The sequence below is a fragment of the Arenibacter hampyeongensis genome (assembly GCF_002909255.1).
Lineage (GTDB): Bacteria > Bacteroidota > Bacteroidia > Flavobacteriales > Flavobacteriaceae > Arenibacter > Arenibacter hampyeongensis.
This window is the reverse complement of record NZ_PIOB01000001.1, coordinates 65,787-88,749: the sequence shown is the minus strand read 5'-3', so window position 1 is coordinate 88,749 and position 22,963 is coordinate 65,787. Positions and strand designations below refer to the sequence as shown.

At 35.3% G+C, this 22,963-nt stretch carries 21 protein-coding genes; 1 reads left to right on the top strand and 20 read right to left on the bottom strand.

Translation table 11 applies throughout. The features are described from left to right. Positions 1–340: 340 nt before the first annotated feature. The 3 genes from CWD91_RS00365 to CWD91_RS22595 all read right to left on the bottom strand — a co-directional run bounded on the left by CWD91_RS00365 (position 341) and on the right by CWD91_RS22595 (position 3,123). Positions 341–1,009 (bottom strand): DNA-binding response regulator, encoded by a 669-nt coding sequence (locus CWD91_RS00365; protein WP_103438979.1) that lies wholly within the window; start codon positions 1,007–1,009, stop codon positions 341–343. Positions 1,010–1,016: 7 nt separating this feature from the next. Then, positions 1,017–2,891, bottom strand: a complete 1,875-nt coding sequence (locus CWD91_RS00360; RefSeq protein WP_103438978.1) for a sensor histidine kinase — start codon at positions 2,889–2,891, stop codon at positions 1,017–1,019. 73 nt (positions 2,892–2,964) lie between these two features. Further along, complete coding sequence (locus CWD91_RS22595) at positions 2,965–3,123, bottom strand: hypothetical protein (RefSeq protein WP_157943687.1); 159 nt, start codon at positions 3,121–3,123, stop codon at positions 2,965–2,967. A 342-nt stretch (positions 3,124–3,465) separates the two neighbouring features. Here CWD91_RS22595 and CWD91_RS00355 point away from each other — a divergent pair, with 342 nt between their 5' ends. Then, entirely contained in the window at positions 3,466–4,197 is a 732-nt protein-coding gene (locus CWD91_RS00355; RefSeq protein WP_103438977.1) for a hypothetical protein, read from the top strand. Between the two features lie 27 nt (positions 4,198–4,224). Here the strand turns inward: CWD91_RS00355 and CWD91_RS00350 are convergent, their stop codons facing one another. From CWD91_RS00350 to CWD91_RS00265, 17 genes are all read right to left on the bottom strand, one after another. Beyond that, the gene (locus tag CWD91_RS00350) at positions 4,225–4,626 is read right to left on the bottom strand and encodes a DUF3761 domain-containing protein (protein WP_103438976.1); all 402 of its coding nucleotides are present in this window, start codon (positions 4,624–4,626) and stop codon (positions 4,225–4,227) included. Between the two features lie 72 nt (positions 4,627–4,698). Next, the gene (locus CWD91_RS00345; protein WP_103438975.1) at positions 4,699–5,424 is read right to left on the bottom strand and encodes a hypothetical protein; all 726 of its coding nucleotides are present in this window, start codon (positions 5,422–5,424) and stop codon (positions 4,699–4,701) included. 100 nt (positions 5,425–5,524) lie between these two features. Then, positions 5,525–6,427: a hypothetical protein gene (locus CWD91_RS00340; protein WP_103438974.1), complete on the bottom strand. Its 903-nt coding sequence runs from the start codon at positions 6,425–6,427 to the stop codon at positions 5,525–5,527. A 3-nt stretch (positions 6,428–6,430) separates the two neighbouring features. Beyond that, complete coding sequence (locus CWD91_RS00335; protein ID WP_103438973.1) at positions 6,431–7,105, bottom strand: hypothetical protein; 675 nt, start codon at positions 7,103–7,105, stop codon at positions 6,431–6,433. Positions 7,106–7,416: 311 nt separating this feature from the next. Beyond that, positions 7,417–10,317 (bottom strand): type I restriction endonuclease subunit R, encoded by a 2,901-nt coding sequence (locus tag CWD91_RS00330; protein ID WP_103438972.1) that lies wholly within the window; start codon positions 10,315–10,317, stop codon positions 7,417–7,419. A gap of 2 nt (positions 10,318–10,319) precedes the next feature. After that, on the bottom strand, positions 10,320–11,294 hold the full coding sequence (gene rhuM, locus CWD91_RS00325; protein WP_103438971.1) for a virulence protein RhuM/Fic/DOC family protein: 975 nt from the start codon (positions 11,292–11,294) through the stop codon (positions 10,320–10,322). Between the two features lie 87 nt (positions 11,295–11,381). Further along, a complete protein-coding gene (locus tag CWD91_RS00320; RefSeq protein WP_103438970.1) occupies positions 11,382–12,596 on the bottom strand; it encodes a PDDEXK-like family protein in 1,215 nt (404 codons plus the stop codon). Next, complete coding sequence (locus CWD91_RS00315; RefSeq protein ID WP_103438969.1) at positions 12,597–13,145, bottom strand: hypothetical protein; 549 nt, start codon at positions 13,143–13,145, stop codon at positions 12,597–12,599. Between the two features lie 331 nt (positions 13,146–13,476). Continuing rightward, positions 13,477–14,802 carry a restriction endonuclease subunit S gene (locus CWD91_RS00305; RefSeq protein ID WP_103438967.1) on the bottom strand — a complete coding sequence of 442 codons (1,326 nt, stop codon included), beginning with the start codon at positions 14,800–14,802 and terminating at the stop codon, positions 13,477–13,479. Beyond that, complete coding sequence (locus CWD91_RS00300) at positions 14,802–16,391, bottom strand: type I restriction-modification system subunit M (RefSeq protein ID WP_103438966.1); 1,590 nt, start codon at positions 16,389–16,391, stop codon at positions 14,802–14,804. Before CWD91_RS00300 ends, CWD91_RS00305 begins: the two co-directional genes overlap by 1 nt. A 181-nt stretch (positions 16,392–16,572) precedes the next feature. Continuing rightward, a complete protein-coding gene (locus CWD91_RS00295) occupies positions 16,573–16,926 on the bottom strand; it encodes a hypothetical protein (protein WP_157943686.1) in 354 nt (117 codons plus the stop codon). Positions 16,927–17,320: 394 nt separating this feature from the next. Continuing rightward, a complete protein-coding gene (locus CWD91_RS00290; protein WP_103438964.1) occupies positions 17,321–17,626 on the bottom strand; it encodes a DUF6804 family protein in 306 nt (101 codons plus the stop codon). An 11-nt stretch (positions 17,627–17,637) separates the two neighbouring features. After that, the gene (locus tag CWD91_RS00285) at positions 17,638–18,570 is read right to left on the bottom strand and encodes an outer membrane protein assembly factor BamD (RefSeq protein WP_157943685.1); all 933 of its coding nucleotides are present in this window, start codon (positions 18,568–18,570) and stop codon (positions 17,638–17,640) included. After that, positions 18,530–18,988: a hypothetical protein gene (locus CWD91_RS00280; RefSeq protein ID WP_103438962.1), complete on the bottom strand. Its 459-nt coding sequence runs from the start codon at positions 18,986–18,988 to the stop codon at positions 18,530–18,532. The genes CWD91_RS00285 and CWD91_RS00280 overlap by 41 nt, the downstream gene beginning before the upstream one ends. A 16-nt stretch (positions 18,989–19,004) precedes the next feature. Continuing rightward, entirely contained in the window at positions 19,005–20,759 is a 1,755-nt protein-coding gene (locus CWD91_RS00275) for an InlB B-repeat-containing protein (RefSeq protein ID WP_103438961.1), read from the bottom strand. After that, positions 20,746–21,732, bottom strand: a complete 987-nt coding sequence (locus CWD91_RS00270; protein WP_157943684.1) for a DUF4407 domain-containing protein — start codon at positions 21,730–21,732, stop codon at positions 20,746–20,748. The genes CWD91_RS00275 and CWD91_RS00270 overlap by 14 nt, the downstream gene beginning before the upstream one ends. Then, positions 21,725–22,954 (bottom strand): DUF4407 domain-containing protein, encoded by a 1,230-nt coding sequence (locus CWD91_RS00265; protein WP_157943683.1) that lies wholly within the window; start codon positions 22,952–22,954, stop codon positions 21,725–21,727. Before CWD91_RS00265 ends, CWD91_RS00270 begins: the two co-directional genes overlap by 8 nt. Positions 22,955–22,963 lie beyond the last annotated feature (9 nt).

Sequence of the window (22,963 nt, the reverse complement as noted above, 5' to 3'; positions counted from 1 at the left end):
GGCGATTGGACAAAATACATCCAATTTCCTGTGGAAGTTGAAAAACCTCTGGATTTTCCAACCCCCTCGGAACCACTCATAAAAGCCAAGGGCGTAGAAAGAACGCCCTTGGCCTTTATCTTTGCCAACGCACGGTTATTGCCACGAATCAAAAAAAATGATGTTCCAAATTTACCTAGGCAAGTGCGCCCTGTCCGATTTTTGCTTTACGATTATCTTCCCGAACACTACAAAAATCGGGCAGGATCCAGGCGCAGGTAAGTTATGGTAAGGATTTGGGGTTGTGTCCGTTTTTTAAAGTTCGTTTTGCGGGACACTCAAATTTGAAGTTAATCATTTACTAAATCAGCCCCATACTCGAAGCTACATAAACCAATTGTGTAGTGTTGGAGGCATTGAAATAATCTTTCAATTTACTGATGTTGGCTTCAATAGATCGTATGCTGTTGGGAGTTATTCCCTTTTCTTTTAGCAACGTACTTATTTCATTTTGTTTGTGACCTTGGGCCAAAAACAGGAGGAGCTGCTGTTCATAGGCATCCAGTTCCAGTACATTTTTTCGTTGTAAAACGGCTGTGGCGATAGGGCAGGTAAATTGTTTGTTTTGGGAAATGGCTTCAAGACTATTCTTGAGTTCTTTTAGACCGTTCAATCCCTTACATACATACCCATCAATTTTTTGGTCCTCAAACAAAGATTTTATGGTGTTGTGATCGTCTTCCACAGAAAAGACCACTACTCTGACTTCTGGATAAATTTCTTTTATTGCCGAAATAAGCTCTTGCCCACTTAGGAGGTTTTTTTTATCCCTAGGATTATCGAAGGATAAGTCGGTTATTAAAAGCTCATATGGACTGCCATCCATTATTGCCTTTTTTAGTTTCAAAAGGGCTTCATCACAGTACTGGGAATGTCCTATATTGGTATATCCCAAAGATTGAAGCATGGTAATGACCCCTAGATTGTTACTGTCTATATCCTCCGAAACAAATATCCTGTTGAATTGCATATGTATTTTAAATGGCAAACGTAATGGTGGCGGTGACACCTTCGTTTGGTTTTGAATCGAAATTAATATTTCCTTTTAAACCGTTCATACGGTTTTCCACATTCTTAAGACCGTTTCCAGAATAATTCTCCTTCACGGAAAAGCCTACCCCATTGTCTTTATAGTTAATGGTAACTTGTTTTTTGGTCTTTGTACAAGTAATGGCAACCAATGAAGCCTGACTATGTTTTTTCATGTTTACCAATAATTCTTGCAATACCCTATACACTTCAATCTTAGCTTTTGCGGAGATATCGTCCCAAAAATTGGGATCAAGTTCTTTGGTTATTAATTTGGTTGTAATGGAGCTATAGGAATTAAGCAGGGCAAAAAATTCCTTTCCAAAATTTTCTCCAGTATTAATGGCCGTAAATTCTTTGGAAATATCCCTTACTCTTTTATAAATGCTATCCAAACCTTGCAAAATTATTGTGTTTTTAGAAGCCGGCATTTCGGGAGAGTCTTTTTGTACCTGGGTCATTAAGTAAAAAATATCATTGCCGAGCTCATCATGTAATTTTTTAGACAAGCGTAGTTCAGTCTTATAAGCTGTCTCCAACTGTTCCTTTTTTTTCTGCTGATTTTTAAAATATATAACGAAGCCTATCAGTGCCAATAAAAATAAAGCAACTGAAAACGCCATAATTTTCTGTTTCTCTTTAATGGCAACTTGGGCCAATAGGATAAGGTTCTTTCTTTCTAAGTAATCATTATCATATTTTGTTGCAGCATAAATAGAACGCACTCCCTGTTTTGTTTTTTCGAGCTTATTTTGCACATTCGAGTAAAATATAGCCTCTTCGGATACATCTTGGGCAAGGGCTTTTTTTAAGGGTAATATAAGATCCAAAGATTCCAATATGGCGACAGAATTATTTAGTTTTTTTGAGTTGTTCATGGCTTCTTGAGCGTAAGCCAAGGCCTTGGGTGGATTGGAATCAAAATAATATTCTGCCAAATGAACGTTACTTGATATTAGTCCAGAAACGGTATTTAATTCTTGACGTATTTGTAAGGAGTTTAAAAGGAGGGACTCACTATCCGGGTTGCTCTTATTTTCCATCCACTTATAATGCCCCTTATTGCATATGGCGCGTGAATATTGTTCTTGATTGTTTTCTTGGGTGCTATTGGCAATACTATCTAAAATGCCAAAACTGGTATTAAATTCACCTAGTAGCGCTAATATATTTGCTCTTGTAATTCTCATGGCATACACATTTTCTGTAGATATGTCCGGAGAAGGATGCTGGTTTAACAAACTAAAAATTTTATTGTTCCATCGGAGGGCTTCTTGGTAGTTACCCAATTCTTTCTGGCAGACTGAAATAGTTTGGTACAGACCAGTAATGGATTCTATTTCTTGGGAGCCTTCCAAATATTGTAAACCCTCCGTAGCCGTTATCATGCCTCCATTATAATCGCCTAAGCTTTTCTGAATATTGGCCATATCCAATAATCGGTCACCGGCACCGATACTATCCATTAATTTTAAATTTATGGTAAATGATCTGTCTAAATAGTAATAAGCAGAATCTAATTGGTCTATTATTTTAAAATAGTAACCTTGTCTCCAATAGGCATTACTTATATGATTGCTATCGGCTAGAAATTGGGCTTGTTCGAGTAATTTTTTGGAATGGATAATGGCCTTCCCATAGTCTTTGTTTTTTGCAAAAGCACCAATTTGTTTTTTTAGTTGGGCTATTGAATCCGTTGATTTTTTTAAGGTAACAGCATAATTGTGGTCATAATTATGCACAACATATTCAGTGGAAAACCCTGCCTGGCAGCAACTGAAAATGAGTACAAAAAAGAGGGACAAACCAAACTTAAGTTTCATCCCTCCAAAATACAAAAAGCGTTCACATTATAGGAACGCTTTTAATTAAATACCCAATAATGGGAAAGGAAGATTAATCTTCATCAGGATTTTTTTTCACATCACCATCATCCCCTTCCGTGGCTGAAAGATTTTGATACAAAGCGTCAGTATCTGCTACGTTATCTTTGTCGCACGAAATAAAGGACAGATTTGAAATTACAAGAACGAGTAATAAAGCTATTTTTTTCATGTTTTCTATTGTTAAAAATTAGACATAGGTGTTGCTGTTCGGACTGGTCCAAATATTTTTCAGCAACACATTAAGTGTGTTGGAGTACTCCTTTTTTTAGGTTGGGAAGTGGAAAACATTTACAGAAGCTAGGAGCTACTTCCCAATGGCTATTCGCCTACTGTAACTGTTTTCCTTTATAGTAATTGGTATGCTATCATGAGTACATAATCAATTACAAGACAAAGAAATAAGGTTTGCGTCAGAAGGAATGGAGATCATGTGGAAAAGAAATTCCAGCAGTTTTTTTCCATGGAATTTCCAAATTTGTAGTAGTTTTAGAGGGTATTGGTAATAGTAGCTATGTCTAAAAAATTAATAACACTTGTTTTTGAAAAAGCTGAAGGAGAAATTGGGTCTCCAGTGAAAACGAGATTGGCGACACATCTTTCGGATATGCTTCAGGAGAATTATAAATACTCCTTGAATGAAAGGACACTTCGGGACTATTACACGAATTATATTGAAAAAGAAGAGGCTAATAATGAAGATCTGAAACCTCAACTGATCAAGTGTTTTTGTCAATATTTGGGATTTAAGGATTATGCCCATTTTATTGCAGAGCATCCATCGGAGATAGAAGTCTCAACTGAAGAAAAGAATGAAGAAAAAGTGGAAGTAAATGATGTAGGAGTATTTAAAAAATATAAAGAGGCTTTAATATTAGTTTTTTCGGCAATCACTATTACTTGTTTAACTTATTTTGGATTTGTAAAGGAGGAGCAAAATTGCATGATATGGAGAGAGAATCATTATGAGCAAACCGTATGCACAGGGGATCCCATGGAAATACCTATTAATGCATTAATTTTAAAAAATCTTAGAAGAATTACAGAAATTGATTCCTTATTGGAAAGAAAGGAGAAACGTAAAGAGCTTTGGTATGACAAATCGAATGGTAAAGTAGAGTTTTTCACTTATCACGGCTATCATCCTGAAAATAAGAAAGCCTTAAAAAATGTAACGGACCATATCTTTCAGACCTATGCTTTGGATAAAAGCAAGGATTCCCTGGAGATTGGGCTCTCAGATTAGGTAGTTGGACTTTGCATTGGGCCAAGTTTATTCATAAAGCCAATAAGAAACCCCTCCGTGATGTGAACAGGCACCTCTTCCCGTTGCCCTAGAAGTTGTTCCATCGTTGCAAACCGCTCCGATTCTTATTTTTGTAGTATTGGTTTTTGTCTTGGTTGAAGTTTCAATCGAGGGCGTATAATTAAAATCATTTTTATTCTCTAGGGTATTGGGCCTGTAGTAATTGCCCGGATTTTCTTGGATACGGCTGGAACTGCTAGGACTTTCTATGGATTTGGAAATGTTGGTTTGCTTTTCCGGAGTAGGTTCAGCATCACTGTTTACGTAGCAAATAAGGAGTACGAAGGCAATTAAAATACTGGTTTTGGGATAGGCACGGGCTATTCCTATGACTATCCCTAAAAGTATTATGCCGCCGACCAAAGTCATAATTAGTTAATTACCGTAAAAAAGCATTAGTTCAAACTGAACTAATGCTTTTTAAGTTTTGAAAATATTCAATTATTCATCAAAAAAGAAATCATGTATTTCTATAATATTACCCCTTTTAATTTGAATTAAATTTTTGGTTTCCTTCAAATAAATACCCAGGGATTTTTCATTATAAATAAATTTCATGTCTTCATTGTAATCGGTAGTTACATACATGTCACCCGAGAGTTCATAAAATGGGATTATAGTTTTGCTTTTTACTTTTATTCCTTTATTTACAATTTTCCCATTGGTCAATTGTTCTTTAACAAAATTGTCATTTTTTTCTCCCGAGGCAACCTTGGTATAGGAAGTCATCATTTTGATCCATTCTTTGGAATCTATTAAAAACCAGCGGACTTTATCAAAGTCGATACCGAATTCATTTATCCAACCATAGCTGGTAAAGCCAAGCAAAATTTGTTTTTTTCCATCCAACTCTGGTTTGTCCTGTGGAACAAATTCTTGGATTTTAAAGGAGATTACCGATGTTTCTGACATGTCCTTTAATTTTTTACCATTGAAATCAAGGGTTTGTAAGGAAAAATTTACCAATTCCGGATTATTGGATAGAATCCATTCGGTTGCCGTTAACTCGGCGCGTTCCTTCATCTGCTCCACCGCTGCTATACCTGCACCAATGGCTAACAAAGCTCCCGCTCCAGCTGCTATAGCAGCTCCGTTATCTTGGGCTTGTGTATTCTTTGGGACTAAAAAAGTGATGACAAGTAAAAATAGTAAGGTAATTTTTTTCATAATAATCGGTAATTGGATTCAGTAATAATAAAAATTATCGAAATTGGTAGCTATGTGAATTAGGTTCTGGTCATATCATTTTAATTTCTTATGCTTGCTTTTATTTCTCATTAAGATATAAATCAGAATCCTTGCCCACATACATAGTATAATAGGTATATTCATCCGCTCCCTTGTACCATCTGTACCTAGCTTGATTAAATCTGAACATAGTTACTACTTCGTTTATTTGTTTCTGAAATTCTTGTTTGTTCTTATTTGCAGCAAAGATTCCACCTGAAAAATTTATGTGCTTATTCCCACTGCCGCTAACTGAAACTTCGATGTCATTTTCCCATAATTTTGCAGCAACTATTTTCGAATATTCTTTTCTTAAAATCGGAAATTCTTTTAACTGCATTTTCACCACTTTTGGTTTAAGTTGTTTAGCCAATTTTTGAATTTCAGAATTTTCTGATTTTTCTCCATCAGTTATAATTCTGGCCCAAGTACCAAATAAAATAAGTTCAATTTGTAATGATTCCACTGTTTCTCGATAGCTCGAAAAATCTACGCCCGCGTTAACGGAATTTAGCTCACGTTCAAGCTGTTCCTTTTGGTTTGTTAGCGCATCCTCCTTTAATTTTGCTCTTTCCGCTTCTTTTGCCAGTAATTTATTTTCCTCGGTTATTTTTATTAAACTATCGGTCTTTTTGAGAAGCTGTTGCGCCTCTTCATAAAACGAATTTTCTTTTTTGATATTTTTTAAATCTGATATAGCGTTTTCATATAAACCTTTAACAATATGCTTATGCGCAGATGTAATATTCGATTTAGCACGATCATCAGCACTTGCGCTAAGAGCATCAATTATTGCTATAGTAATTATTGCCAGAATCCAAAATCCAAAGAGTTTTATTCTTGTAGGTTTTTTTGACCATCTTAGTATAATTGAAGGTTTAATTAGACCAACTATTAAAGCAATGAAAAGAACAAAAGTTAAAAATCCTAAAAATGCATCCATAATTTATTTAGTTGTTTTTATATCTTCTATTGTTTGGTCTATTAGGATTGGAATTTCACCTTTTTGGATATTTGTGTAGTTAACATCATGGCCATTAGAAACATCTACTGCACAACAATAAGAGAGATTAACACTATAATCTTTCGAGTAGTTTTTAGTTAAATACCTATATAGGACATCGGCGAACATTCCTAACTCAACTCTTTTATACCCTTGTAATTTTGCTATAAACCATATAGCCCCGATTTCATAATTACCATTATTGTGAAATGTAAAAACGTGATTGGGTTTTACATGGATAGGAAAACCTTGAATATCAATTATTGATTTAGATTCTGGTTTTTTTAGAAATTCCAAATCCAAATTTGGTTTGATATTATGAAAATCAAAATCCTCAAAGCTGTATAAAATATCAATATTCCGTTGGAACATCAATTTGGTTCTTTTGTCTTCAGAATTTTCAATTTTATTGTATAATAATTCAATCTTATCAGCGAATAGGTCGGTATTATTAGTTTTAAAAATATTACTGATTGTGCTTAAACTACTTATCCAATAATCTCCTCCAGAGGCGTTTTCAGATTTCTTATCTTGTTTAAGGTTATTTGCAAAGGTCTTCTTTGATCGTTCAGATTTATTACGAAAGTCAATTAGTTTTTTTACAGTTATTTTGTCCATATCTTATTATAAATATTAAGTTCGGAATATATAATTGCGACCAACCTCAGTTTCGCAAAGTGTAGCCAACTATCATAAACAGGGAACATTAATGATACCTTGTTGTTTTTAAAAAGGCAATGTAGAGGTAAAAACGAAAAAAGCATTGCGGTTAACCGCAATACAAGAAATGTTGTGAAGTGTGGTGATTAGTAGGAAGAAAAATTTTTCATTTGTAGAACTTGGAAAAAGCCCTAATGCAATGAGGTGGTCTAGATAATTTGATGGGGGGAATGATGGGAATAACTGACAAGGGTTGTTTCAATTCGATTTTACCCAGTCATCCCTTCAATAAAGACTTGGACAAACTCCTTCATTTTGGACAGGATTCGTTCGCCTATTTCCCTTGCTTTTAAAATACTTGGCCTATTGTCCAAACATTTAAAAACGTCATCCTTAATGGGTTCCTGACCGCTATAAATATAGGTATCGATGAGTGATTTAAACTGTGCTTTGTCCAAGTGTTCCTCTTCGCAAATCTTGCCCAGTGCAAGTACTTTTTGTTCCTGCCAATAGGTTTCAAACTCCTCCTGAATGTTATCAACATTGTCAATCTTGGGTAGGTTTTCTTCAATGAATTTTTCAATCAATTCTCGCTTACTGCGCAGCATGATGTCGCCACCTAACAAATCAATAATAGCCTTTTTCTGAGCTTTGGCCTCTGAGGTATTTGTGTCCTTCAGTTTGGCCAGCAGTTTTAGAATATAGGCGACATTGACTCTATCACGGTGGATGAGTTCTAATTCGAAATCTATATCATCCAGAATAGATGTTTTTTCTTTTGCTGTATCCCGTTTTACTTTTTCATAAAGATCAAGGTACTTGCTTTTGTAATCTTCAAATTCTTGCTCCCCTATCGGTAGATCGTTCCAATCAAAATCAGTGTAGGATTGCAAAACGTTCATATTCCTCATAAGCTTTCTAAAGGCCTGCACAAATGCTGCTTCGTCCTCCTCGCTTTTCAAATCGTCAACACTCAGGAAGGTTGGTGCAATTTCCCTTAGATTTTTTAATGCTTCATCAAATTTTTCGGCAATGGCCTCATAATCCGGCATGATAACTACTTCTATAGCATCCTTGTTCGAAAACAAGGTGATGGCATCATCCGTCGCATTTTTAAGGTTGCGGAAGCATAATATGTTTCCTTGCGACTTCTGCTCCCCTAAAATTCTATTGGTACGTGAGAAGGCCTGTATTAAACCGTGCTGTTTTAGATTCTTGTCCACATATAAGGTGTTTACCTTTTTTGCATCAAAACCGGTAAGCATCATGTTTACCACCAAAACAATATCCAATCTGTCCTTTTCGTCATTAAAGGTTTCTTTCTCCCGTTCCTTTAGCCTCTTACTAATATCCTTAAAGTAGTTTTCAAACTGCTGACTGTCCTTTGTGGTAAAGCTGGTATTATACATTTTATTGTAATCCCCGATATAGCCTTCCAGTTTATCCCGGGTATGGCTGGCCCTATAGGACAGTTTTGGTTCTGCAGCCGCAAGAATTTCATCACCTGGTAAAAAATCTTGGGCATCTTCATTGTCTTCATTGGCTCCATAGGTAAATATGGTGGCTATACGCAGATCGTGCTCTCCAGCTTCCTTTTTTTGTTGGAAGATGTCGTAATACTTAATAACGTTATCTATTCCACTGACAGCAAATAGGGCAGAGTAATCCTTATTAAATGTTTTTTGATTGTGGTGCGCAATAATGTAATCTACAATTGTGGTCAAACGCTTAGTGGAATCCAGCACCTCCTTTTTATCGATGTCCTCTACTTCAATATCAACAAATGTTTGACTCTTGTTTTTGTATTTTCCGACATACTCAATACCAAATCGCAATACATTTTCATCCCTTATAGCATCTGTGATTACGTATTTATGCAAACAGGAACCAAACAGATCTTTTGTAGTGCGTTTACCCAAATCGTTTTTGGAAGCATTATCCGCAAAAATAGGGGTGCCGGTAAAGCCAAACAACTGACTTTTGGCAAAGAACTCGGTTATTCTGGCATGCGTATCCCCAAACTGACTACGGTGACACTCATCAAAAATAAACACAAAACGTTCATTCTTTAAATGTTCCAACTTGGTTCCGTGGTGACCGGTTATAGCGTTGTTCAGTTTTTGAATGGTGGTGATGATCAAGTCCGAATCTTTGCGTACGCCCTTTTTATCCTTGAATTTTCCAAGAAACTGCTTTGCCAAACTACTGGTGTTATCCGTAGAATCTACACTGCCATCCTTAAATGCGTTGAATTCCTTCATGGTTTGGTAATCCAAATCTTTACGGTCTACTACAAATACTACTTTGTATACCTCTGGAACATCCATTAGGATCTGACTCGCCTTAAAGGAGGTCAAGGTTTTCCCGGATCCCGTGGTATGCCATATATAGGCATTGTCTGTGCTCGTTTTTACGTGATTAATAATGGCTTCCGTCGCAAAGTATTGATAGGGGCGAAGCACCATCATGTTTTTGTAGGTTTCGTTCATTACTACATATTGGGCAATCATTTTGCCCAGATGATTGGGGTTTAGAAAATCGGAAGTAAAATGGGGAAGCTCGGTAATGTTTCTATTGTTTTTATCGGCCCAATAGAAGGTTTGCTTTACCGACTGTAATTTGTTATTGGCCAAATATTTGGTATTTGCCCCATTGCTAATAACAAACAACTGCACATATTGAAACAGACCATGATTGCTCCAGAACGAATGTAGTTGATAGCGATTTATTTGGTTGAATGCTTCCTTAATTTCCAGCCCTCTACGTTTTAGTTCTATTTGGACCAGCGGCAGGCCATTGACCAATAGCGTAACATCATACCTATTTTTGAAGGAACCGTCCTGGGTAACTTGATTGGTGACCTGGAACAGGTTGTTGTTCCAATTCTCTGAATTGAAAAAGCGCACATAACACACCTCCCCATTTTCTTGGGTAAAGCTAAAACGGTCTCTTAGGGTCTTTGCTTTTTCAAACACATTGCCTTTGGCCAAATGATTAAGGATGGCATCAAACTCTTTATCGGTATAGGTTGCCTTATTAAAGGCTTCGAGTTGCGATTTAAGATTGGTCACCAATGCTTCGCCATCTGGTACTTTTACGGAAGTATACCCCAAGCCAAGCAGTTGTTGGATTAAGTTGTATTCTAACAGGGTTTCGGGTTGTTTGGTCATAGCTAATTTTCAATTAATAGATTAGTTATGACTTTTACCATCATATCCTTATCGCCTGGATGGCTTTCGGCGATCATCAATGTTAATGCTACCAATGTATTATCGCTTATGCATTTAAAACCTTGTTTGTTAATAAGCAGTTTATTTCGTTCCAGGAACCAAACAAATAAGAATGCGGCTATTCTTTTATTGCCATCGGTAAAGGAATGGTTCTTAACTACAAAATAGAGTAAATGTGCAGCCTTTTCTTCTAAAGAAGGATATAGGTCTTTTCCATCAAATGTTTGATAAATATTGGCTAGCGACCCTTTAAAGGAGTCATCTTTTTCTTTGCCAAACAATCCTTTAAAATGAGTTTGTTTTCCTAATTGGTCAATGGCTTTTCTTGCTTCATCATAACTAATTTTGAAGACTTCCTTTTGCTTTGATTTAGGGATTTCTAAGCGCTGGTGGTCGTAATCATCAAGTATATCCAGTGCCTTACTGTATTGACTTATAACATGTATTAATCCTTGGGTTTCATTGGTGTCCAAGGTATAATCTGTTAGTACCCTTTCTTGTAGGGCCACTACTTTTTTAAGTGCTTCCAGTTGATGGGTTTTTTGCTGAAGACGTTTTTCATTTATGGCATACCCCTGTACCAAATAGTTTTTTAAGACCTGGTTGGCCCATATCCTGAATTGTGTTCCTCTTTTCGATTTAACCCTGTAACCAACAGATATAATTACATCTAGGTTGTAACTTTTTGTTCTATACTTTTTACCATCTGAAGCAGTTATCAAGGATTCCTTGACAACTGAATCGGCATCCAGCTCCCCCTCTTTAAAACAGTTATTAATATGTAAGCTAATATTTTGTTTGGTTTGCTCAAATAATTCGCATAATTGGCTTTGGGTTAACCACATTGTTTCACCATCAAACTGAACCTGAACTTCAATTTGGTTGCCTATTGCCTCATATATGATAATCTCTTGCATACCTTTTAATTTGACACTATTGCTAAAGTAGTACCCTTTTTGAAATTAACGTTTTTATCTGCTGCAGTACTTTTTTAAAGGTTTACTTTATTTAAGCTCTGAAAGTGGTCTTTCGCAAACTCTGGATATTTCAACCAATTTATCAACGGTAAATGTGACAAGTTCACTTCGCAGATTTTTGTCGAATAATTTAGCTCTTTCCTCTGTACTACCAAACCACAAAATCAATTTATAAAAAGGCCAATACTCTTTGCTTTTGAAACCAGTTTCAAATATGATGTTATTTTTTAATTCACTTTCAATCTCCAATCTATGAATAGAACTTTTGTGCGTAACTAGGCCATATCCAGTATCTGAAGAATGTATTTTGTTGTTGCCTTGTAGTTGCACATAGATATTTTGACGCCAATTTTTGTGGAAAATTTTAATACCACTCCATATCACATTTAAATCTTCACTTACTTCTATAGTCCAATCCTTATGTCTGTCATTTAAAGTTTCATTTAATTTTTGCTCTATTTCGATTAAAAACAACCTGGTATATTCCAGCTCAACGGATTCAATGTTGCTACTTATAGTCTTTGCAGCAGTATAATTCGTAATAATTAGGTCCTTAATTTCTTTTTCCATCTTAGCGTCTGAAAGTTGATTGGTTAGTTTTTTAAGTAAAATAATATACTGTTTAATAGTCTCCCTTAATATAGGTTGGTCAGAAGCTTCTTTAGAACATGCTTCTAGCCAATCAATGATAGTTGTATGATATGATATACATGTATAATCTTCATTTATCTTTAAATCATCTTTGCTTCCATTAGAGGCATCATCTCCGTTAAGTGTGAGGTAATACACCTTATTTTTTGTTTTATTATGGTTGGCATACCGCTTTAGTTGGTTTGGCTGATCATTGGCATAAATTTTATTCTCAATGCAAATTGTATTCTCTGAGCCATCCTTAATATAAATATCAACTCTACCTCCGGTTTTTTCATCGTGATTATTTAATCCAATGTGGTATTCTAGAATCACCTTTGATGAATCAGCATCTAAAGTTTCGTCATCAATTTGATTTAAAAACAATTGAAGAAAGGAAGCACCAAAATTATGCGAACCATTAGGATTTAGCAATTCCCCAAGAAAGGCGGAATGGGTGTCGTTTTCTTTACTTTCCATTTTTAGGATAGAAAACAGATTGAAGGTTTCTCCTTTAAGTACAGCTATTTCCTGTTGATGTTTCAGTATCTGATTGGCACTACCTAGAATTCTCTTTGCGTTTTTATAAACAGCTTCCGTTGTCTGTGTCATTTATCTTCTTTGGAATAAGGTTAATTCTATATTGGCTGGTGTTAGGTTATGAACGGAGGAATCTAGTTTTGCCAACTCTCTAGAAAAATTGATGACCTTTAAATAATGTGTTTCATCTTTAAAACGTGTCCAAGGTTCTATTTGAAGAGAGACCATTGTAGTGTTTTCAACATGTCTGTTCAATTTTTGTTGAATAATCCTGTCTACTGGAAAATGAGGTGGCTCAGGAATGTTTCCCAAGCACCATTGGTATTTTAAATAGAGGTTGAGAATTTTTTGGGATATACCAAAGTTGATTTCCCCTCCAGTAAATATTTCAGAAAAATTCCTGCTATTATCTCTAACAGCTTCTATGTTTTCAATATGCTGATCATCAGAAACGTTCCCTTTTTTATATTGATCCAACATATTATTGATAAGACCAGAGGTCATGTTCTTAAAATATCCTTTTGTTACTTCAGAAGCATTCTCAGTATAGGCATATGCTCTTTGAAAAGAGGCCCCATAGGTGAGCATCCATATTTCGTTATTAATAAAGGTATTTTTCATATTTTTTTAGCATAATTTATTAGTGCTTCTAGTTGCTGGATTATTTAATTATAGTGTTTGGTCTTTTGGTGTGTATACAAGGTTGTTTGTTCTTTTAGTGGTTTGGCATGTTTATTTGTTCGTAGAATCCTATCAGGAATATTTTCGCCAAATGCCTTACAACCACCTTCAATTTCATTGAAATGCAAACAATTAAAACAAATTAAAAATATGGTCGAAGTCATTTTATTACTGTTTCTCTTATTCTTCATTACGAGGCTCTTTGGCCGAAGCAATCTGTTCCTTTGATGTTCTCAACCAGCAGATTGCCACGCTGTTTCGCTTACAATGACTACACAAACATCTGCTGCAATAGCCCTTTTTTAAAGGTTTGGGTTTGGGTTATTTGTTGGTTGACACTTTCTATTTTGGTGTCTATGGCCGATAAATAATTGGATATCTTTTGTTGTTCTTCTATACAAGGGAAATTAATTTCAACTTCAAGAAAAGTATTTTCATGAATACGCTTGCTTCCTGAACCACTAGCTATATTTTCTAGTTTAGAGTAGTAATTTTTCCGACTTAAAAAAAGCAAGACAAATTTCGGAATCACTTTTTTTTGTTTAAACTCAATTGACGGAATATCACCTGATGAACAGAATCCATCGAATTTATCAGGTATTATACCAAAAGCACCGTTAAATAAATTTTGCTTACCATAAATAAATTGGCCTTTCTTTCTTACAAAATAAATAGTAGCTCCTAGTTTTAAACTTTCAGTGTTATTGTTCTTAAACAATCCTTTAGTATGTAGCTTAACAGTAAGCAATTTGTTGATGTCAAAGTTTTTTGGCTTCACTTTTTTGGGTATTTGCATTACCTCTCCTAACTTCTTCTCTTCCCAAACCGGATATTCCTTCCCCTCGTCATCCTTAAATCTTAATTTACCAGAGAAGAGTCGTTGCATTAAACCTTTTTTGTACTGCTCCAACAATTCTTTCTTTTTGCTTAGCTGATTTATTTTTTGATCTACTGCAGATAAAAAGGTCGCTATTTTTTGTTGTTCGGGGAGATTAGGAAGTATTATTTCTAAATTTTTTAAATCAGAATTATATACATTACTTATACTAGAACCTTTAGCCAGAGTAGATATTTTCTTTCTTAACTTTTCATTGATATAGTATGATGCATAGATTTGTGAATAAATGTTATCTTTCTTAGGTTTTAATATATTAATAGTTCTACCAATAGCTACATTTGCAATAGTTAAAGCCGAAGCTGAGCCAATATCCAAAGGGTCTTCACCTGCTGAAGGGAGTAAAATTTCATCTCCCTTACTAAAGTGCAGTTCTGATTTATCTAGATTAGTTCTATTAATAATTTCATAAATCACCTCATTATACATATGATATAGTTCTCCATATCTAACACAAGGAATTTTGAATTCTGGAGCAGCTTCTCTCTGCTTTATATTTTTACCTGTAGCAAAGAGAAAAATTTCATTGAATATATATTTTTTATATGAATTATATCTGGCTTCCCGTTCAAACTCCTTAAAACGTAGTTTTGGGGTTAGTGAAGCAGATTGCTTTGTATCATGCAATGACGCTTGGTTTGGTATGATTGCGTCGTCGTTCCTCATCACGATAACTGTATTATTTGTGTTTTGTACTGCCATTAAAACGGGGTGTCTATTCCTAATTGGTTACAGTAATCAGTTATGGTGGCATCGGTAGTTGCCATGTCAGAATCTATGGCCTTAAGTTCTTTAGAAACGGCTGCCAGGTCTACTGGTTCTTCTTCCTCAAAAGTGTCCACATATCGCGGGATGTTAAGGTTGTAGTCGTTTTCTTTTACTTCTTTTAAGGGGGCTACATGGCTGTATTTTTCTATTTGGGCTTCCCTAAAGTCCCCGTTGGAATAAAGCTTGTAAGTGTCAATTAACTTGGCAATGTCTTCTTCGCGTAGCATGTTCTGCGTCTTCACCTTTTCAAAATGCTGGCTGGCATCTATAAACAAGATGTTCCCTTCGGCTCCACTCTGGGACCTATTCTTTTTTAATACTAATATACAAGTAGGTATGCTGGTACCGTAAAAAATATTGGCCGGGAGGCCTATGATGGCGTCTAAATAGTTACGGTCTTTTATAAGGAATTTACGGATGTGCCCTTCGGCAGCTCCTCTAAACAATACCCCGTGTGGCAACACTACAGCCATGGTGCCGTTATCATCCAACTGGTGTACCATGTGTTGTACAAAGGCAAAATCGGCTTTAGAACTCGGAGCCAGTTTGCCATATGCAGCAAAACGGTCGTCGCTCATAAACAAGGGACTAGCACTCCACTTGGCAGAGAATGGCGGGTTGGCTACTATGGCTTCAAAACGTTGGTCTATATGTTGTGGTCGCTCTAGGGTGTCTTCATTTTTAATATCGAACCGCTTGTAATGTACATCGTGCATGATCATGTTCATTCTACACAAGTTGTACGTAGTTGGGTTCATTTCTTGCCCGTAAAATCCACTTACTTCCTTTACCTGTTTGGCCACGCGCAATAACAAGGAACCTGATCCACAGGTGGGATCGTAAACAGATTTTAATTTGTCTTTGCCCAGGGTTACCAATTGTGCCAACACATTGGATACTTGTTGTGGGGTGTAAAACTCTCCTGCTTTTTTACCTGCGCCGCTGGCAAATTGCCCTATTAGATATTCATAAGCATCTCCTAAGACATCACTTTCAGTATTTTCCAGATCAAAATCTATTTCATCGAGATGGGTAAGGACTTTTACAATAAGTTCGTTTTTGTCGTTTTCAGATTTACCCAGCTTGGAACTAGTAAGATCCAGATCTTCGAACAGGTTGCCAAAGTCATCTTCGCTATCGGTACCCATGGTACTTTGTTCTATATGGTTCAGTACTTTGGCAAGGTCTCCCAAAATAAATTGGTGCTTTCCTCCACCATTTCCCCTTCGTGCGAGTTCGCTAAACAATTCTGAGGGTAATAGGAAATAACCGAGTTTATCCAAGGCGGCATCTTTAATGGCCTCCATGAACGCAGCCTCTTGCGCATGACCTTCTACTTGCTGAAAGGTTAATCCATCGGGTTTAAGAATACGGTTAGCGTACAGATCCATTTTTGTACTTAGGTACTTGTAGAAAATAAAACCTAATATATAATCCCTAAAATCATCGGCATCCATTTTACCGCGAAGGGTATTGGCAATGTTCCAGAGTTGTTGTTCCAGTTGTGCTTTTTGTTCTGTCATTAATTGGGTTTACTAATTCAATTTGGTTTTAAAGATATCCATTTAGAATAAAACTCTTGCCTAATTTAGCTGCTAAAAAGGGGAAAATTTTTGACTTGGATTGGTGGTTTTCCATAGTTGTCTAATTCTGAATTGCTACCAACTCCAATCTATTAATTTACATTTAGTTTTTCATATTGTCCTATCCTTTAATTTTTTCTCTTTTGGCTTGGCTGTCCTTGGTCCAATTAAACCAAAACTCATCGAACAATTCGTTGCCTGTCTTTTCAGAATCCAGGACATCGGCAATTTGTTCTAAATTGAGATACTTAAAACTAGATGCTTCAATAAATTGTTCATCTTTTTTTTCCGATTCATAGTCTGGTCGTAAAAGAACGTATTTATCAATTCTTGATGGACTATTCAAATAGTGGTCTTTCACTATTCCTTTATATCTACTTAATTGATTGTCAACTAATTTATTATGTCGGACACCCGAATACATTTTATCTTCGATTATAAGTGCATACTCCTGGCTATTAAAATTGAACTCCACCCACAAGTCAATATTCTGATGTTGCTTCCAAACTTCTATATTTGAAAATTGATGCTTATCAGAGTATTCTTCACCTATTAATTTACATACAATTTTTCGGGAACTTTCATAAACCTTTTTGTTTCCATTTCAGTATTTTTCATCAGCACAACGTATGGTCCAAGACATAAAGAAATCAATGGTTTCTTCATATTTCAAGGATTCGGAATCATCGATAAAAAAGCTGGGTAAGTTCATATTATATTGTTTCGTTAAAATGAATTGGTTTATACGTCTATTTGGATTGAACTCAACAAATAAGGTTAAAGTTTCTAAAATGCAATTGTGGCTTTCCGCATAGGGATATTAATAGTGTTTTTATTTAACTTTATTAAAGAAGGAGATTTCTTCTTATCTAGCTTTTGTTCTCCCTCTTTATGATTAGACTGATCAGTAAAAAAAGCCCAACTACGACATCCACTATATTCCACAGCATGCGTCCCAATGCAATTTTAATAAACGGCTGAAAAAGTAGGGCAAGGGCAGCATATACAACTACGAGGGTCATATTGTTTTTCTTGTGCGCGTCATAGGCTAAAATGCCAAAGCCAACTAGTGCCGCAAATCTTACCAATTCGTAATATCCGTAGGGCATATTAAGAAGACATAGAAAGAATGCAACGGCCAAGACGATCTTAATACTTTTTTCTAAATTGTTCATAGCGATGTGGATTAATTTGCTAGAAAATAACTACTAGAATAGCTGCCATTTAGAGATTCTCTTCCAGCATAGTTAGAAACTCTTGATGCACTTACCGACGCTGTAACACGATATTCACCACTTTTCAGTATCAGTTTTTGGGATTCTCCAGAAGATATTATAATTCGTTTATTTTCCTTACCACTATATCTAATGGTTAAAGTGTAGGGTGTGTCGTTTTTAATATTGATATCTGAACTTACATAATTAGCTACTCCTGACTGGTCGGAACTAGGAATTTCACCATAGGTTCCAGCAAAAATTTCATTTACTTCCAATTCTATAATTTTATCCTCAATCTGTTTGTTTTTTGGATGGTCTGGATACATGGCAACAAAATTTTTCCATGTCTTGGCATCATTGGCCTTTAGTGCTTCAGCATACAATTCGTTTTCCTTTTGTTCTAGAAGATCTTTTTGCCTTCTTTTGGCAGCTGAACGATATTCGGGCAAGCGATTGCTATCCAAAAAATCCTGCAGTGTTTTCGGATTTTGGGTGGTTTCAATTACTTCTTTAATTCGGTTTTTCGCCTGATCTTTTATTTCGTTGGATTCATAATCTGTTATAAAGACAATTAGACTATCTATATTATTACTATTGATAATTTTATTAAGTACATAATGTTGTTGGGCACCCTCTTTTAACGAATAGGCATCTTCCACTTCATTATATGTTCCATAATTGTTGATGATAGAATCCAACAATACAATAGCATCTTCAAAATTTTTGTCTTCAATTTCCTGTTTAGCCTGGTTTAAAAGACTAAGGATTGAATTTTTTTCAAGTGTGCGTGTTTCTTCAAGGCTAAATTCCTTTTTAGCTTCATATTTACAGGATTGCAAAGCTATAACAAGGAATAGGAAACTAAAGTATTGTGAAACTCTGTGTGCTGATATATGCTTCATAATAGAGAGAGGTTAGTTTTAAAAGAATCAAGTTAATTGTTATCCATAGGATAGGGAGTAGGAATGATGGAGCATTTTTCCCAATTGCCCCGGACAACAGTTTAGAAATGTAAAAGCTGATGAACAGCATTGCTCCATAAACTAATATAAGTACAGATCCAGATGAAAAAATATTGAAAAATCCAGATTCATCACCTATTAAATAGGTTACATAATTCATGACAGAATCATGTGTCAGAAAAAGCAAAAAGATGATATTTAAATTTACAGCAAATAACATCTGATTGGATAAGTTTACAATATTATCTTCTTCAGGGTTTACTTGTTTGTGCTTTTTGAGGACTATCTTATTCGCAGCAAAAATTAGAACGATGTAATAGAACAAGGTAATAATTGTGGTATATAAAATTGGTTTCATAAGTTGTATTTTAGTTTTAGTTTAAGTTTAATTCCCAATACTTTAAGTCTGCAACCTCCACAGGTATGACACCTGGTGTAAAGTTTTTTCCAGTTACCTCCCATAAATAGTATTTTTTATTATTGATTATTTTAAAATGTGGTTTATCTAAAGGCAAGGCAATCCCAAGCAATGAGTGCTTGTATTTTTTACTCCCAAAAATGGCTACATCATAGCCCCTGGATTTCAAAAGTCCATATAGAAAAAGTGTTCTAGTGTCACAGTCACCTTTAAGGTTCATCAAGAACTCAGCGGGAGCTTTAATGCCATGGCGGATATTTGGCTCGCAGGGAGTTTCGCTTAACAAAGCTCTAATCACCGGGTCCTGATATGAAAATGGATTGCAGCTATTCTCAACAACTGCATAATAAGGAATAGATTGAACCATACTCACCATAACTTCTGCAAATTGTTGTGGACCTATGCTATGTGCAAGCTGTATGCTATCTAGTTGTTCCAACAAACGCACATAATCATCTTTTTTGGCCTTATTGTATAAATTACTCAACAACCTATTATAAGAAGTTTCGGTAGTAATGTTTGGCTGGGAATTTTTGAAAATTGTTGCGTTTTTTACCAAATCGCTATTTATAACCACATCTAATTCATAAGGAATGCTATCGTAATCTTTCCATTCCAAATGATGTGTATAATCAATAGATGTATTTTCGTTTTCTATTTCCTTGGTCTGGAAAACAGGTTTTACATTCTCCTTTATACGATCGCTTCGATATCTACCAAAATTGTTCATGAAATTTGTGGCTCCGGCTATAAATAAAATTAGTAATCCAAAACCTAGCAGCCAATGAAAAATACGCCATGAAAAAACTTCTGTAGGAATAAGGCTTAACAGCCAAAAGAACAAAACTATCCCCGCTACTATAAATAAGGATTTTCCAAAAATGCTGATGAGAACTACTAGTATGAAAATATAAAAAATGGCGGTAAAGAGCCAACCAATAAACTCCCAACAACCATTTGCTTCAAAACCAAGTGATTTACTTTTATAGGAAGTGTTTTTCCAAAAATCCTGTCCTCTTTGTATAGAACTTCGAGCATTTTTTGAAGATTTATCGTCTTCCAGGAAGTTAGCTTCAACGGTAATGTCGTAGTCTGAAATAGTTACATCAAATGCCTTTGGATAAACTTCAAAATTGTCACGCCAACTTAAGAATACTCCTTTCTGATTGGGAATAGCTTTAATGGTTATTTTATCCCCTGATCTGTAACTTTCTTGATTTGGCACTACTTCAATGCTACCAGGGCCATGTGCTATGGTATTTACTTCAAATTGCACTTCGGTTTCAATACGCTCTTTTGCAATTTTAATTAGCCCGTAGACTTTAATCTCTACGGTAGAATTCAATTCACTGCCATTTTTAGTACTATTGAATCGTGGACCTATGATATTCTGATTGCCATCTACAAAAGAATCATCTACTATTATTTCATCATAGGAGACTCCAAAAGGCCTACTATAATCGCCATTTACAATCGTTGGAATTTTTTCTGGTAAGCTTAGTGTTGATACTTTATACTTATTTATTCCAGGAGGTATTTCTGGGGCAAGGTACTTTTGTTCTACCTCTAGCCTTACACTTGAAATACTATCGATCGAAAAATGTTCTGCATGAGTAAAATCCTGTGTTTTTTTTCCATAGGCCTTAAATTGAAGAATGCCTTCAACGTAATTGTAATCATCATATTTTATGATCTTTTCAATTACTTTCATCCAGAAGCCATTTTAAAAAATCATTTCTATTTTTAAGCTCCGGTTTCGATTTTAATCGAGTATTGTATGGGGGGTCTATAAATTGAGAAGAATAACTTAGGTTTTTTTCTGGATATCGTTCCTGTAAAATGCCATTATAGGAATTAAGAAACTTATTGAAATGGGTATCAATTAGTTTAGTCTCGATTGTTTTTTTGATTATGTAATATTCTGATGAAATACTAATTAAAATTTTCAAAATAGCAGGAGTAATAAATATGAAAATCAAGAATAAACTAAGTGCCCAAGAGGAAATAACTAAGGGAACATTAATATCTGCATGTTCCTCTTTGTCAAAGTGAAAAAGGGTATTCAGAATTAAGATTTTTCGAATAAAAAAGTTGCTTTCTTCTTGTCTCCTTATAAAAGACCGTAATTCTCTATTTTTAAGGCGGTTGTTATTTTCAATTTCACTTAAAATCTGATTTTTAGACTTTAATTCAGATTTTCTTTCAGAGAGTGTCTTGGCATATTTTATATTAAGTTGTCTATTAACATTAAGTATTTCTTGGGTCTTAAAGGCTACGAGTTCGTTTTCCACAGATTTTTCGAACAAGAGATAACTCACTGGTTGGGCAACCAAAAAACCTAAAAAAATTAAAAACCCTATCCGTATAATATAGGAAGCTAGATTGCCTCTCCAATTTGTACCGTCAGTTGGTAATACATTTCTGCTCAATGTGTGCAGTAGGAATAAGTAGAGCACAAAAACAAATAAGCCGCAATAGATGCCAATTATTATATCTGCAGAGGTGGATTCAAGAATCTGATGTACCCCATAAGCTAGACTAGCGGCAGAAAGAAGGCTAATTATAACAACTAGAATACCAACAATGCTGAATGTTCTTCGCAAGGATTTTGAGCACTGTCCTAAAATATAGGGATCCTCTCCTGCAAACCACCAAAGTTTCTTATTATCAAGAAATCTATGCATTTGAAGAGTATGTGATATATTCATCGGGATTCTCGTCTATTTTTTTCTTTTCCCGTTCTTCAAATTTTGCAATGGCATGCTTCGTAATGCGCAATTGAGCGTCATGAAATTCCTTTTGCTCCTCAATTAACTTTTCAGCAGCGAGGTATCTTACAAGTTCACGTTGTATACCCTCCTTATCTTCGTAATAATCCTCGTCTATGTAAATTCCATTTTCAGCAAGTTCCAATTGTTTATAATTATCAGATAGATAATCATAAGGTGATTTAATAAGCATCAGTTTAAAAAAGATGGGAGTTAGCTCAATGGCAAGGAACAATAACGTAAGAAAAAGTGAAACTGCAGGATAGTGTTCTTCAGCCAAGGTAACCCTTATAGCAAGACCATCTAAAAGCTTTGCTTCTTTAGTAATGGTTTCGAGCTCACTATTCTCTTTACTAAATATTGATTTCCTTTGATTAATTAATGAAAGATAATTTCCATCTTCCTTGATTTCATCTATTTTACTTTGAATTTTTTCTTGTTGTCTTTTGAATTCTTCGCATTTACCCCTACAACCACCATTTGCATTTTCATATTCTATTTGTACTTGAAGCCTGTCATAGTCCTCCTGATAATCGTTTACTCTTTTCGTATAAGTTGATATGTCTTCCTCTAGTTGGGTCAGAATTACTTTATCTGTTTTTCTAACTTTTTCTATTTCATCGGTAATGAAATCCTTTTGGATAGAACTCAAATGCCTATCTATTTCACCTTTTAATATGCGTATCTCAAGCGGTTTCGATATTGAGATTGCTATGATGCACCCCATAATAATTCGTGGTAACGCTCCTTTAAGTTCGCCCCAAGTAATTGCTTCCGTTCCATCACCCTTTCCAGTGCTCGTGACAATAAAGCGGTCTATATTATATATTATTAGGCCCCAAACTAAACCAAAAATTATAGCGGTAGCAATTGTTGGATAATGGGTGACTTCCTGTATTGCTGTTGAAACGGTATCCATTGAATTTACGGCAGTCTCAGCTAATTTCTCAGTATACCTATTTTCCGTAATGTCTTTTGGCCTAAAAATAACATAGAATGCATAACCACCTGAAAGGCCTGCCATTATTGCAGTGGCTACGACTATTCCTCCTAGGCAGAAATATTTAATTTGATCACTGTAGGTTGCCTGACTCAAAATGTATGCATCACCTCCAGCGGCTTTCCAGAAAAGCTTCATGATACGTGA